General features: G+C 50.7%; 15 protein-coding genes. 8 read left to right on the forward strand and 7 right to left on the reverse strand.

Annotated elements, in window-relative coordinates:
• Window positions 1–50: 50 nt before the first annotated feature.
• Window positions 51–977: a 1,4-dihydroxy-2-naphthoate polyprenyltransferase gene (menA, locus tag AB4H76_RS21990; RefSeq protein ID WP_000139496.1), complete on the forward strand. Its 927-nt coding sequence runs from the start codon at window positions 51–53 to the stop codon at window positions 975–977.
• 92 nt (window positions 978–1069) lie between these two features.
• Entirely contained in the window at window positions 1070–1555 is a 486-nt protein-coding gene (gene rraA, locus AB4H76_RS21995; protein ID WP_000872908.1) for a ribonuclease E activity regulator RraA, read from the forward strand.
• An 84-nt stretch (window positions 1556–1639) separates the two neighbouring features.
• On the opposite strand, the gene zapB is transcribed toward rraA, so the two are convergent.
• The gene (gene zapB / locus AB4H76_RS22000) at window positions 1640–1885 is read right to left on the reverse strand and encodes a septal ring assembly protein ZapB (protein WP_001296623.1); all 246 of its coding nucleotides are present in this window, start codon (window positions 1883–1885) and stop codon (window positions 1640–1642) included.
• Between the two features lie 424 nt (window positions 1886–2309).
• On the opposite strand from zapB, the gene glpF reads away from it, so the two are divergent.
• The 4 genes from glpF (at window position 2310) to fpr (ending at window position 6673) form a co-directional block, all read left to right on the forward strand.
• Window positions 2310–3155, forward strand: a complete 846-nt coding sequence (gene glpF, locus AB4H76_RS22005) for a glycerol uptake facilitator protein GlpF (RefSeq protein WP_000084268.1) — start codon at window positions 2310–2312, stop codon at window positions 3153–3155.
• A gap of 22 nt (window positions 3156–3177) precedes the next feature.
• Entirely contained in the window at window positions 3178–4686 is a 1509-nt protein-coding gene (gene glpK, locus AB4H76_RS22010) for a glycerol kinase GlpK (RefSeq protein ID WP_000136788.1), read from the forward strand.
• Between the two features lie 133 nt (window positions 4687–4819).
• The gene (glpX, locus tag AB4H76_RS22015) at window positions 4820–5830 is read left to right on the forward strand and encodes a class II fructose-bisphosphatase (RefSeq protein ID WP_001250644.1); all 1011 of its coding nucleotides are present in this window, start codon (window positions 4820–4822) and stop codon (window positions 5828–5830) included.
• A gap of 96 nt (window positions 5831–5926) precedes the next feature.
• The gene (gene fpr / locus AB4H76_RS22020) at window positions 5927–6673 is read left to right on the forward strand and encodes a ferredoxin--NADP(+) reductase (protein ID WP_000796332.1); all 747 of its coding nucleotides are present in this window, start codon (window positions 5927–5929) and stop codon (window positions 6671–6673) included.
• Between the two features lie 4 nt (window positions 6674–6677).
• Here the strand turns inward: fpr and uspD are convergent, their stop codons facing one another.
• The 3 genes from uspD to AB4H76_RS22035 form a co-directional block, all read right to left on the reverse strand.
• Window positions 6678–7106 carry a universal stress protein UspD gene (gene uspD / locus AB4H76_RS22025; protein ID WP_000323556.1) on the reverse strand — a complete coding sequence of 143 codons (429 nt, stop codon included), beginning with the start codon at window positions 7104–7106 and terminating at the stop codon, window positions 6678–6680.
• A 26-nt stretch (window positions 7107–7132) separates the two neighbouring features.
• Entirely contained in the window at window positions 7133–7432 is a 300-nt protein-coding gene (locus AB4H76_RS22030) for a DUF406 domain-containing protein (RefSeq protein ID WP_000655986.1), read from the reverse strand.
• Between the two features lie 211 nt (window positions 7433–7643).
• Entirely contained in the window at window positions 7644–8084 is a 441-nt protein-coding gene (locus tag AB4H76_RS22035) for a DUF805 domain-containing protein (protein WP_000155273.1), read from the reverse strand.
• A gap of 100 nt (window positions 8085–8184) precedes the next feature.
• On the opposite strand from AB4H76_RS22035, the gene AB4H76_RS22040 reads away from it, so the two are divergent.
• A complete protein-coding gene (locus AB4H76_RS22040) occupies window positions 8185–8784 on the forward strand; it encodes a YiiQ family protein (protein ID WP_000802226.1) in 600 nt (199 codons plus the stop codon).
• Between the two features lie 107 nt (window positions 8785–8891).
• On the forward strand, window positions 8892–9659 hold the full coding sequence (tpiA, locus tag AB4H76_RS22045) for a triose-phosphate isomerase (RefSeq protein ID WP_001216325.1): 768 nt from the start codon (window positions 8892–8894) through the stop codon (window positions 9657–9659).
• Between the two features lie 54 nt (window positions 9660–9713).
• Here tpiA and cdh read toward each other — a convergent pair whose 3' ends face one another.
• The 3 genes from cdh to pfkA form a co-directional block, all read right to left on the reverse strand.
• A complete protein-coding gene (gene cdh, locus AB4H76_RS22050; protein ID WP_000708998.1) occupies window positions 9714–10469 on the reverse strand; it encodes a CDP-diacylglycerol diphosphatase in 756 nt (251 codons plus the stop codon).
• Window positions 10470–10575: 106 nt separating this feature from the next.
• The gene (gene sbp / locus AB4H76_RS22055; RefSeq protein WP_077492743.1) at window positions 10576–11565 is read right to left on the reverse strand and encodes a sulfate/thiosulfate ABC transporter substrate-binding protein Sbp; all 990 of its coding nucleotides are present in this window, start codon (window positions 11563–11565) and stop codon (window positions 10576–10578) included.
• 319 nt (window positions 11566–11884) lie between these two features.
• On the reverse strand, window positions 11885–12847 hold the full coding sequence (gene pfkA / locus AB4H76_RS22060) for a 6-phosphofructokinase (protein WP_000591795.1): 963 nt from the start codon (window positions 12845–12847) through the stop codon (window positions 11885–11887).
• Window positions 12848–12872 lie beyond the last annotated feature (25 nt).

Here is a 12872-nt window from a genome sequence, read left to right on the forward strand (position 1 = left end):
TCATCATTGTTTGATGGGGCTGAAAGGCCCCATTTTTATTGGCGCGTATTATGACTGAACAACAAATTAGCCGAACTCAGGCGTGGCTGGAAAGTTTACGACCTAAAACCCTCCCCCTCGCCTTTGCTGCAATTATCGTCGGGACAGCGCTGGCATGGTGGCAAGGTCACTTCGATCCGCTGGTCGCCCTGCTGGCACTAATTACCGCCGGGCTATTACAGATCCTTTCTAACCTCGCCAATGATTACGGCGATGCGGTAAAAGGCAGCGATAAACCTGACCGCATTGGGCCGCTACGCGGCATGCAAAAAGGGGTCATTACCCAGCAAGAGATGAAACGGGCGCTCATTATTACCGTCGTGCTCATCTGTCTCTCCGGGCTGGCACTGGTTGCAGTGGCATGCCATACGCTGGCCGATTTTGTCGGTTTCCTGATTCTTGGCGGGTTGTCGATCATTGCCGCTATCACCTACACCGTGGGCAATCGTCCTTATGGTTATATCGGTCTGGGTGATATTTCCGTACTGGTTTTCTTTGGCTGGTTGAGTGTCATGGGGAGCTGGTATTTACAGGCTCATACATTGATTCCGGCACTGATCCTTCCGGCGACCGCATGCGGCCTGCTGGCAACGGCAGTACTGAATATTAATAACCTGCGTGATATCAATAGCGACCGCGAAAATGGCAAAAACACGCTGGTGGTGCGCTTAGGTGAAGTGAACGCGCGTCGTTATCATGCCTGCCTGCTGATGGGCTCGCTGGTGTGTCTGGCGCTGTTTAATCTCTTTTCGCTGCATAGCCTGTGGGGCTGGCTGTTCCTGCTGGCGGCACCATTACTGGTGAAGCAAGCCCGTTATGTGATGCGGGAAATGGACCCGGTGGCGATGCGACCAATGCTGGAACGTACTGTCAAGGGAGCGTTACTGACTAACCTGCTGTTTGTTTTAGGGATATTCCTAAGCCAGTGGGCAGCATAACTGACAAATATCAATTAACAATTGATGATTTTGCCAACAGCCCACATAGCGCGATATACTGAAAATTCTCGCAGCAACTGAATGTTAAGCCTATGAAATACGATACTTCCGAGCTTTGTGACATCTATCAAGAAGATGTTAACGTCGTGGAACCGCTGTTCTCCAACTTTGGCGGACGGGCGTCGTTTGGCGGACAAATAATCACGGTAAAATGTTTCGAGGACAACGGGTTGCTGTACGATCTGCTCGAACAGAATGGCCGTGGTCGTGTTCTTGTCGTCGATGGCGGTGGTTCTGTTCGTCGCGCACTGGTCGATGCTGAACTGGCGCGTCTGGCAGTACAAAATGAATGGGAAGGTCTGGTCATTTACGGCGCGGTGCGTCAGGTAGATGACCTGGAAGAGTTGGATATCGGCATCCAGGCGATGGCGGCAATTCCGGTTGGTGCCGCTGGCGAAGGCATTGGCGAAAGCGATGTCCGCGTCAATTTTGGCGGTGTCACCTTCTTCTCCGGCGACCATCTTTATGCCGACAATACCGGGATTATTCTTTCAGAAGATCCGCTGGATATTGAATGATAAGAAAGGCACCGCAAGGTGCCTTTTTTCTGCGTTACCTGTTGGCCTACACAGTAAAGAAATTACGCGGAAGATGAAGCGTAATCAGACCTCTTCCATGCGACCCAGCAGGGCCTGCAGACGTTCCTGCCAGCCGTTCTGCTGTTCTTTCAGATGGTTGTTCTCACGCTCCAGCTCTTCGCGCTGATGCTGGGCATTTTGAACTTCCTGCGACAGTGAGTTGTTTTTTTCTTTCAGCTCTTCGATTTCCATCTGCAACAGAGTGATGGTATCAATCGCCTGCTGTACTTTTGCTTCCAGTTTCTCAAACACTTCTAATGACATTGTCATACCTCTCCTGAATTGCAAGGCGTTGATGGATAAAAATCCTCGTCCCGATTACCGGTGACGCCTTAATAAATACGAGCGCACTTTAGTTAGCTCCGATTGTATGAAGCCGCGCCATCGCTGTCCAGCGGCACGCCTTGCAGATTACGGTTTGCCACACTTTTCATCCTTCTCCTGGTGACATAATCCACATCAATCGAAAATGTTAATAAATTTGTTGCGCGAATGATCTAACAAACATGCATCATGTACAATCAGATGGAATAAATGGCGCGATAACGCTCATTTTATGACGAGGCACACACATTTTAAGTTCGATATTTCTCGTTTTTGCTCGTTAACGATAAGTTTACAGCATGCCTACAAGCATCGTGGAGGTCCGTGACTTTCACGCATACAACAAACATTAACTCTTCAGGATCCGATTATGAGTCAAACATCAACCTTGAAAGGCCAGTGCATTGCTGAATTCCTCGGTACCGGGTTGTTGATTTTCTTCGGTGTGGGTTGCGTTGCAGCACTAAAAGTCGCTGGTGCGTCTTTTGGTCAGTGGGAAATCAGTGTCATTTGGGGACTGGGGGTGGCAATGGCCATCTACCTGACCGCAGGGGTTTCCGGCGCGCATCTTAATCCCGCTGTTACCATTGCATTGTGGCTGTTTGCCTGTTTCGACAAGCGCAAAGTTATTCCTTTTATCGTTTCACAAGTTGCCGGCGCTTTCTGTGCTGCGGCTTTAGTTTACGGGCTTTACTACAATTTATTTTTCGACTTCGAGCAGACTCATCACATTGTTCGCGGCAGCGTTGAAAGTGTTGATCTGGCTGGCACTTTCTCTACTTACCCTAATCCTCATATCAATTTTGTGCAGGCTTTCGCAGTTGAGATGGTGATTACCGCTATTCTGATGGGGCTGATCCTGGCGTTAACGGACGATGGCAACGGTGTACCACGCGGCCCTTTGGCTCCCTTGCTGATTGGTCTACTGATTGCGGTCATTGGCGCATCTATGGGCCCATTGACAGGTTTTGCCATGAACCCAGCGCGTGACTTCGGTCCGAAAGTCTTTGCCTGGCTGGCGGGCTGGGGCAATGTCGCCTTTACCGGCGGCAGAGACATTCCTTACTTCCTGGTGCCGCTTTTCGGCCCTATCGTTGGCGCGATTGTAGGTGCATTTGCCTACCGCAAACTGATTGGTCGCCATTTGCCTTGCGATATCTGTGTTGTGGAAGAAAAGGAAACCACAACTCCTTCAGAACAAAAAGCTTCGCTGTAATATGACTACGGGACAATTAAACATGACTGAAAAAAAATATATCGTTGCGCTCGACCAGGGCACCACCAGCTCCCGCGCGGTCGTAATGGATCACGATGCCAATATCATTAGCGTGTCGCAGCGCGAATTTGAGCAAATCTACCCAAAACCAGGTTGGGTAGAACACGACCCAATGGAAATCTGGGCCACCCAAAGCTCCACGCTGGTAGAAGTGCTGGCGAAAGCCGATATCAGTTCCGATCAAATTGCAGCTATCGGTATTACGAACCAGCGTGAAACCACTATTGTCTGGGAAAAAGAAACCGGCAAGCCTATCTATAACGCCATTGTCTGGCAGTGCCGTCGTACCGCAGAAATCTGCGAGCATTTAAAACGTGACGGTTTAGAAGATTATATCCGCAGCAATACCGGTCTGGTGATTGACCCGTACTTTTCTGGCACCAAAGTGAAGTGGATCCTCGACCATGTGGAAGGCTCTCGCGAGCGTGCACGTCGTGGTGAATTGCTGTTTGGTACGGTTGATACGTGGCTTATCTGGAAAATGACTCAGGGCCGTGTCCATGTGACCGATTACACCAACGCCTCTCGTACCATGTTGTTCAACATCCATACCCTGGACTGGGACGACAAAATGCTGGAAGTGCTGGATATTCCGCGCGAGATGCTGCCAGAAGTGCGTCGTTCTTCCGAAGTATACGGTCAGACTAACATTGGCGGCAAAGGCGGCACGCGTATTCCAATCTCCGGGATCGCCGGTGACCAGCAGGCCGCGCTGTTTGGTCAGTTGTGCGTGAAAGAAGGGATGGCGAAGAACACCTATGGCACTGGCTGCTTTATGCTGATGAACACTGGCGAGAAAGCGGTGAAATCAGAAAACGGCCTGCTGACCACCATCGCCTGCGGCCCGACTGGCGAAGTGAACTATGCGTTGGAAGGTGCGGTGTTTATGGCAGGCGCATCCATTCAGTGGCTGCGCGATGAAATGAAGTTGATTAACGACGCCTACGATTCCGAATATTTCGCCACCAAAGTGCAAAACACCAATGGTGTGTATGTGGTTCCGGCATTTACCGGGCTGGGTGCGCCGTACTGGGACCCGTATGCGCGCGGGGCGATTTTCGGTCTGACTCGTGGGGTGAACGCTAACCACATTATACGCGCGACGCTGGAGTCTATTGCTTATCAGACGCGTGACGTGCTGGAAGCGATGCAGGCCGACTCTGGTATCCGTCTGCACGCCCTGCGCGTGGATGGTGGCGCAGTAGCAAACAATTTCCTGATGCAGTTCCAGTCCGATATTCTCGGCACCCGCGTTGAGCGCCCGGAAGTGCGCGAAGTCACCGCATTGGGTGCGGCCTATCTCGCAGGCCTGGCGGTTGGCTTCTGGCAGAACCTCGACGAGCTGCAAGAGAAAGCGGTGATTGAGCGCGAGTTCCGTCCAGGCATCGAAACCACTGAGCGTAATTACCGTTACGCAGGCTGGAAAAAAGCGGTTAAACGCGCGATGGCGTGGGAAGAACACGACGAATAATGTAAATGCCGAATGAAGCGTTTATGCCGCATCCGGTAGTCCCGAAACGTGCGGGGCAACCCCGCACACATCAATAATCCCTCCCTTCCCCTGTGCTACACTTCGCGCCATTCCTTACTGCTTAGAGTTTGCTATGAGACGAGAACTTGCCATCGAATTTTCCCGCGTCACCGAATCAGCGGCGCTGGCTGGCTACAAATGGTTAGGACGCGGCGATAAAAACACCGCGGACGGCGCGGCGGTAAACGCCATGCGTATTATGCTCAACCAGGTCAACATTGACGGCACCATCGTCATTGGTGAAGGTGAAATCGACGAAGCACCGATGCTCTACATTGGTGAAAAAGTCGGTACTGGTCGCGGCGACGCGGTAGATATTGCTGTTGATCCGATTGAAGGCACGCGCATGACGGCGATGGGCCAGGCTAACGCGCTGGCGGTGCTGGCAGTAGGCGATAAAGGCTGCTTCCTCAATGCGCCGGATATGTATATGGAGAAGCTGATTGTCGGGCCGGGAGCCAAAGGCACCATTGATCTGAACCTGCCGCTGGCGGATAACCTGCGCAATGTAGCGGCGGCGCTCGGCAAACCGTTGAGCGAACTGACGGTAACGATTCTGGCTAAACCACGCCACGATGCCGTTATCGCTGAAATGCAGCAACTCGGCGTACGCGTATTTGCTATTCCGGACGGCGACGTTGCGGCCTCAATTCTCACCTGTATGCCAGACAGCGAAGTTGACGTGCTGTACGGTATTGGTGGCGCGCCGGAAGGCGTAGTTTCTGCGGCGGTGATCCGCGCATTAGATGGCGACATGAACGGTCGTCTGCTGGCGCGTCATGACGTCAAAGGCGACAACGAAGAGAATCGTCGCATTGGCGAGCAGGAGCTGGCACGCTGCAAAGCGATGGGCATCGAAGCCGGTAAAGTATTGCGCCTGGGCGATATGGCGCGCAGCGATAACGTCATCTTCTCTGCCACCGGTATTACCAAAGGCGATCTGCTGGAAGGCATTAGCCGCAAAGGCAATATCGCGACTACCGAAACGCTGCTGATCCGCGGCAAGTCACGCACCATTCGCCGCATTCAGTCCATCCACTATCTGGATCGCAAAGACCCGGAAATGCAGGTGCACATCCTCTGATTGATTTGATCGATTGAGCCTTCCAGTCCTTCGGGACTGGAATTTTTTTGTTCGGAGAACGAAGATAAGGCAAGTCAATCAAAACAGGAGAAAAACATGGCTGATTGGGTAACAGGCAAAGTCACTAAAGTGCAGAACTGGACCGACGCCCTGTTTAGTCTCACCGTTCACGCCCCCGTGCTTCCGTTTACCGCCGGGCAATTTACCAAGCTTGGCCTTGAAATCGACGGCGAACGCGTCCAGCGCGCCTACTCCTATGTAAACTCGCCCGATAATCCCGATCTGGAGTTTTACCTGGTCACCGTCCCCGATGGCAAATTAAGCCCACGACTGGCGGCACTGAAACCAGGCGATGAAGTGCAGGTGGTTAGCGAAGCGGCAGGATTCTTTGTGCTCGATGAAGTGCCGCACTGCGAAACGCTATGGATGCTGGCAACCGGTACAGCGATTGGCCCTTATTTATCGATTCTGCAACTAGGTAAAGATTTAGATCGCTTCAAAAATCTGGTCCTGGTGCACGCCGCACGTTATGCCGCCGACTTAAGCTATTTGCCACTGATGCAGGAACTGGAAAAACGCTACGAAGGAAAACTGCGCATTCAGACGGTGGTCAGTCGGGAAACGGCAGCGGGGTCGCTCACCGGACGGATACCGGCATTAATTGAAAGTGGGGAACTGGAAAGCACGATTGGCCTGCCGATGAATAAAGAAACCAGCCATGTGATGCTGTGCGGCAATCCACAGATGGTGCGCGATACACAACAGTTGCTGAAAGAGACCCGGCAGATGACGAAACATTTACGTCGCCGACCGGGCCATATGACAGCGGAGCATTACTGGTAAGCGGTTACTTATCGATAAACGGCACGATGAGCAAATCCGCACTCATCTTATTGATCATCCCGCGATATGCCGGCATCAAACGGTTGATAAATGAGTGATGATGACCACAGACAAGGAGGTCGCACTGCTCTTTTTGCATAATTTCCAGCAGTGTTTCCGGCATTTCTCCGCGTTCAATACGCAGTTTTGTCTTCGGCCATTGAATATTTTTCGTCAGTTTATACAGCTTGTTATCCGACTTATTCTTCAACAATTGAAGAATATCTTCTGTTGCAGGGAAGTAGATACCCGGATACAACTCGCTTAAGCCATCATCAATATGAATTAACGTCAGGTGAGCGTCATTATGTCTGGCGAGCTCCAGGGCTTTATTCACCAGTAAGGCATCTTCTTCATTCCCGGAAATTGCCACGCCAATGTGTTTATAAGCCATGTTTAACTCCTTCTAAAGCAACTCCATCAAGCTAACGAACGCAGTGATAACTCAAAAATAATCATCTCGGCCTGGCATGAGAAAGTGAAGGCTGCATCAAGCTCAACTTGCCCCTCCAGATCCTTAATCTTATAGGCCACGCTGGCCCCTTCATCTGCAGAGGATGCAGCGGCGGCAAGCTCTTTCAGTTTGGTCATAAAAGACTCTGCTTCTTCGCGGGTGGCAAAAAAGCGCGAAAACTTACTGGTACAGTTGTCGTTATCAATCACCGTACCGATATCAATCGCACATCCTTTAGTACTGCATTTATCTACGACATCTTTCATAGGGCACCTCTGTATATTCGCCTCTCTGTCGATTACGACTTAAGAATAATGCGCCGTTAAGGGAAGAACAAACAAGTAATGATCTTATGGATTACCATTTTTTTTGATATTGCTTAAGGTGAAGAGTTCAGAAGGATTTTCCGGGTATTGTCATTTGCATCGTGGAAATAACAATCCCGGAAAAAAATAGCAGTAAGAGATATATTAAAGGTTAATTACTTGATTTATTGTCGGCTTTATACTTCACATCCTGGGTATCTTTACCATATTTATTTTCGCCTTGTGTGCCAACAAACGCACCAAGATCGATAAGCATCATCACCAAAATCAACGTCGGGACAAAACGCCCCACCGCCCATTGCCAGACACCCGGTAAAATCGCCCAGTTACCCGCCAGCAGCATCCACGCCACAATCATCAAAAATGCCCATGCGCCGGAACGCCCGCGATCATGCAAGCGCTTAACGGTTACTGCCGCTGTTGGCCAAAGCAAGCACACCAGGCAAAACGCCGCGGTCTGAATATCGAGTAAATTTTTACCCGCCAGTGAGAAAAGCACCAGCATGCCTGCTAACCACAGGCCTATCCAAATCCAGAAATCACGGCGTCCAATACGCCCTTTAAATGAGAATAACCATTGCTGTATGGTCATGTAAGTTCCTTGATGGTTGTCTTTTCCAGGATTCTACCCTTTTGACAAGGGCGACAGATATCGTTTTAATCGGAGCCAGTCATAACAAAAGGTACTGTCAATGAAGCCAGGGTGTACGCTGTTTTTTCTCTTATGTTCTGCATTAACCGTTACAACAACGGCGCATGCACAAACACCAGATACGGCAACGACCGCGCCTTATCTGCTGGCTGGAGCCCCTACTTTCGATCTCTCCATCAGCCAGTTTCGAGAAGACTTTAACAGCCAGAATCCCAGCCTGCCACTGAACGAATTTCGTGCCATCGACAGCAGTCCCGACAAAGCCAATCTCACTCGTGCTGCAAGTAAAATTAACGAGAACTTGTATGCTTCTACAGCGCTGGAGCGCGGTACCTTAAAAATCAAAAGCATTCAAATGACCTGGCTACCCATCCAGGGGCCAGAGCAAAAAGCCGCGAAAGCGAAAGCTCAGGAATACATGGCAGCAGTGATCCGCACACTCACCCCATTAATGACCAAAACACAAAGCCAGAAAAAACTGCAGTCGCTACTAACGGCGGGGAAAAACAAACGTTATTACACCGAGACAGAAGGTGCACTGCGTTATGTTGTCGCGGACAACGGCGAAAAGGGGCTGACCTTCGCTGTTGAACCGATTAAGCTGGCGCTATCTGAATCGCTTGAAGGTTTGAATAAATGACAAAAAGCAAAGCCTTTGTGCCGATGAATCTCTATACTGTTTCACAGACCTGCTGCCCTGCGGGGCGGCCATCTTCCTTTATTCGCTTATAAGCGTGGAGAATTAAAATGCGACATCCTTTAGTGATGGGTAACTGGAAACTGAACGGCAGCCGCCACATGGTTCACGAGCTGGTTTCTAACCTGCGTAAAGAGCTGGCAGGTGTTGCTGGCTGTGCGGTTGCAATCGCACCACCGGAAATGTACATCGATATGGCGAAGCGCGAAGCTGAAGGCAGCCACATCATGCTGGGTGCGCAAAACGTGGACCTGAACCTGTCCGGCGCATTCACCGGTGAAACTTCTGCCGCTATGCTGAAAGACATCGGCGCACAGTACATCATCATCGGTCACTCTGAACGTCGTACTTACCACAAAGAATCTGACGAACTGATCGCGAAAAAATTCGCGGTGCTGAAAGAGCAGGGCCTGACTCCGGTTCTGTGCATCGGTGAAACCGAAGCTGAAAACGAAGCGGGCAAAACTGAAGAAGTTTGCGCACGTCAGATCGACGCGGTACTGAAAACTCAGGGTGCTGCGGCATTCGAAGGTGCGGTTATCGCTTACGAACCCGTATGGGCAATCGGTACTGGCAAATCTGCAACTCCGGCTCAGGCACAGGCTGTTCACAAATTCATCCGTGACCACATCGCTAAAGTTGACGCTAACATCGCTGAACAAGTGATCATTCAGTACGGCGGCTCTGTAAACGCGTCTAACGCTGCAGAACTGTTTGCTCAGCCAGACATCGACGGCGCGTTGGTTGGCGGTGCGTCTCTGAAAGCTGACGCTTTCGCAGTAATCGTTAAAGCTGCAGAAGCGGCTAAACAGGCTTAAGTCTGACAGGTGCCGGATTTCATATCCGGCACTTACTTTCCTTAACTCTTCGCCTTAACGCAAAATCTCACACTGATGATCCTGAATTTCCTCGGCTGAAGCACGGTTAAGCGTCAGTAGATTTCGTTGTGTCGCCAGCAATACAAATGAGTTATCACTCTGCCGTACCATCGCCAGCCCGTAGCTTCCCATATGTTCCCGCGCCTCAGGCACTTCTTCCGCCAGCATCATAAATGGGCTGCGTTGTACCAGTTCGCTTTCCGTTACCCGACGCGCCAGGTATTCATGCCCGCGCAAACCACCTGGCAGTGGCAACCAGCGGCTGCTGATGTTCGCCAGATTGTTATCCAGCTGTTCGCGCACATCAGGACGAATACAAGAGATATGAATATGAAAATGGTTTTGCGTACGCCCGGTGCGGGAGTTGATCGCCAAAGAAACCGCGCGATCGGGAACCGGCTGGCCGTATTTTTTGCTCATAAAATCACGCGCCTGCCAGGCCAACCAAAAGAAGTTCGGCGTTGAAGGATCGGTCAACAAAGGACTTTCAGTACCGTTAATACGATACGTTGGCATCAACAGATATTGCAGTGGGCCATTAAGATCTTTTAAAACCACGTATCCGGCATTGGGTTTGACTTCCGCACATGGCGAAGGATTTTGATTTTGCTGCTGATTGGGCAAACATTCCTCAAGGACAATCTTACGTAATGTATCCGACTCTTCACCGGTTAATTTCCAGTAACCAATACCGGCAGCCACAACGGCGATAACTATCATCACCAAAAAAAGAAGACCCGCTTTTTTCATCTTTTTTTCCCTGTACCTCAAAGAGATGCAAGGGTAACGCAAAATCGTGACAAATAAAAAACCCGGTCGCGAGAAACCACCGGGTTTGATAATTATCCTGGGGAAATCAGCGTTTGCTGATCTGATCGAACGTACCGCCGTTAGCAAAATGCTCTTTTTGCGCTTTCGTCCAGCCGCCGAACTCTTCATCAATGGTGAATAACTTCAGCTTTGGAAACGCATTTTCGTACTTTTTCGCCACCTCAGCGTCGCGCGGACGGTAGTAGTTTTTCGCGGCAATTTCCTGACCTTCTGGCGAGTAGAGATATTTCAGGTAGGCTTCCGCCACCTCTTTAGTACCTTTTTTCTCGACCACTTTATCGACCACCGACACGGTTGGCTCTGCGAGGATAGACTCACTCGGCGTGACGATTTCGAATTTATCTTTCCCCAGTTCATTCGCTGCCAGCAGAGCTTCGTTTTCCCAGGCAATCAGTACATCGCCAATTCCGCGCTCGACAAAAGTGTTAGTGGAGCCACGCGCGCCAGAATCCAGAACTTCGACGTTTTTATACAGTGTCCGAACAAAATCCTGTGCTTTTGCCTGATCGTTGTTGTTGTGATGCAGCGCGTAGCCCCAGGCTGCCAGGTAGTTCCAGCGCGCGCCACCAGAGCTTTTCGGATTAGGCGTGATCACCGAAACACCCGGTTTAATCAGATCGTTCCAGTCATGGATCTGCTTCGGATTTCCCTTACGTACCAGGAAAACAATGGTGGAAGTGTACGGTGCGGAGTTATCCGGCAGACGTTTGATCCACTCTTTATCAATCCGCCCGCGTTCCGCAATTGCGTCCACGTCATAGGCCAGAGCCAGCGTGACAACATCAGCTTCAATACCGTTGATTACCGACGTCGCTTGTTTACCTGAGCCACCGTGTGACTGACGAATCACCACGTTATCACCAGTTTGCTGTTTCCAGTGGGCGCTGAATGCCTTGTTGTACTGTTCGTACAATTCGCGCGTTGGATCATATGAAACGTTAAGAAGCTGAATATCCTTTGCCATAACGCTGGTTGCCGCCAGCAAAAATGTTAACCCTACGCCCCACTTGTTCATCGCCCGACTCTCTTATGTTGTGTTGTGATGAGCAAAGCGTGCCAGAAGGTTAACCAAACATTAAAGAATAAAAAAAGATTGGCTATAACTTGCGGGTATATGTTGGGGGATTAAAAAGGCGGAAGAAATCCGCCTCATATTGCTGACAAAGTGCGCTTTGTCCATGCCGGATGCGGCGCGAACGCCTTATCCGGCCTACAAAAGTTTGCAAATTCAATAGATTACAGAATTCATGTAGACCTGATAAGCGAAGCGCATCAGGCCTTTTTGCTTCTGTCATCGGTTTCAGGCTAAAGGAATCTGCCTTTTTCCGAAATCATTAATACAGTTTTTTCGCGCAGTCCAGCCAGTCGCCTTTGAACGGACGCTTCATGTTTTCGATAGCGTCGATGATGTCGTGGTGAACCAACTGTTCGTTCTGGATACCTACGCAACGACCGCCGTAACCTGCCAGCAGCAGATCGATAGCGTAAGCGCCCATACGGGAAGCCAGAATACGGTCGTAAGGCACCGGAGAACCACCGCGCTGGATGTGGCCCAGCACAGTTGCGCGGGTTTCACGACCGGTTTCTTTCTCGATGAAATGCGCCAGTTCGTCAACATCACACATATGTTCGGTAATCGCCACGATCGCGTGTTTTTTACCTTTCGCGATACCCGCTTTGATTTCGTTTACCAGGTCTTCACGGCTGAATTCAACTTCCGGAACCACAACGAATTCACAGCCACCGGCAATGGCCGCAGCCAACGTCAGATCGCCACAATAACGGCCCATCACTTCCACCACGGAAATACGCTGGTGAGAAGAAGAGGTGTCACGCAGACGGTCGATCGCTTCTACAACGGTGCTCAGCGCAGTGAAGAAACCGATAGTGTAGTCAGTGCCTTTGATGTCGTTGTCGATAGTGCCCGGCAGACCGATGCACGGGAAGCCCATTTCGGTCAGACGCATTGCACCCATGTAGGAACCGTCACCGCCGATAACCACCAGCGCGTCGATACCACGTTTTTTCAGGTTTTCGATAGCCACGGCGCGGATGTTCTCGTCGCGGAATTCCGGGAAACGCGCAGAACCGAGGAACGTACCGCCACGGTTGATCATGTCAGACACGCTGTAACGGTCTAGCTGTACCATACGGTCTTCATACAGACCCAGATAGCCGTCATAAATACCCATTACTTCCAGACCTTCTGTCAGCGCAGAACGAACAACCCCGCGAATTGCGGCGTTCATGCCTGGCGCATCACCGCCGCTTGTCAACACACCGATTTTCTTAATCATGACTACCTCTGAACTTTGGAATGCA

The sequence above is a fragment of the Escherichia sp. UTM R2 genome (assembly GCF_048593455.1).
Classification (GTDB): domain Bacteria; phylum Pseudomonadota; class Gammaproteobacteria; order Enterobacterales; family Enterobacteriaceae; genus Escherichia; species Escherichia coli.

Bases quoted from the DNA above. Each gene is read 5' to 3' on its own strand.
- menA (WP_000139496.1), top strand. From the start codon at position 51: ATGACTGAACAACAAATTAGCCGAACTCAGGCGTGGCTGGAAAGTTTA.
- zapB (WP_001296623.1), bottom strand. From the start codon at position 1,885: ATGACAATGTCATTAGAAGTGTTTGAGAAACTGGAAGCAAAAGTACAG.
- cdh (WP_000708998.1), bottom strand. From the start codon at position 10,469: ATGAAAAAAGCGGGTCTTCTTTTTTTGGTGATGATAGTTATCGCCGTT.
- fpr (WP_000796332.1), top strand. From the start codon at position 5,927: ATGGCTGATTGGGTAACAGGCAAAGTCACTAAAGTGCAGAACTGGACC.
- glpK (WP_000136788.1), top strand. From the start codon at position 3,178: ATGACTGAAAAAAAATATATCGTTGCGCTCGACCAGGGCACCACCAGC.
- AB4H76_RS22040 (WP_000802226.1), top strand. From the start codon at position 8,185: ATGAAGCCAGGGTGTACGCTGTTTTTTCTCTTATGTTCTGCATTAACC.
- pfkA (WP_000591795.1), bottom strand. From the start codon at position 12,847: ATGATTAAGAAAATCGGTGTGTTGACAAGCGGCGGTGATGCGCCAGGC.
- tpiA (WP_001216325.1), top strand. From the start codon at position 8,892: ATGCGACATCCTTTAGTGATGGGTAACTGGAAACTGAACGGCAGCCGC.
- AB4H76_RS22030 (WP_000655986.1), bottom strand. From the start codon at position 7,432: ATGAAAGATGTCGTAGATAAATGCAGTACTAAAGGATGTGCGATTGAT.
- rraA (WP_000872908.1), top strand. From the start codon at position 1,070: ATGAAATACGATACTTCCGAGCTTTGTGACATCTATCAAGAAGATGTT.
- uspD (WP_000323556.1), bottom strand. From the start codon at position 7,106: ATGGCTTATAAACACATTGGCGTGGCAATTTCCGGGAATGAAGAAGAT.
- AB4H76_RS22035 (WP_000155273.1), bottom strand. From the start codon at position 8,084: ATGACCATACAGCAATGGTTATTCTCATTTAAAGGGCGTATTGGACGC.
- glpX (WP_001250644.1), top strand. From the start codon at position 4,820: ATGAGACGAGAACTTGCCATCGAATTTTCCCGCGTCACCGAATCAGCG.
- sbp (WP_077492743.1), bottom strand. From the start codon at position 11,565: ATGAACAAGTGGGGCGTAGGGTTAACATTTTTGCTGGCGGCAACCAGC.
- glpF (WP_000084268.1), top strand. From the start codon at position 2,310: ATGAGTCAAACATCAACCTTGAAAGGCCAGTGCATTGCTGAATTCCTC.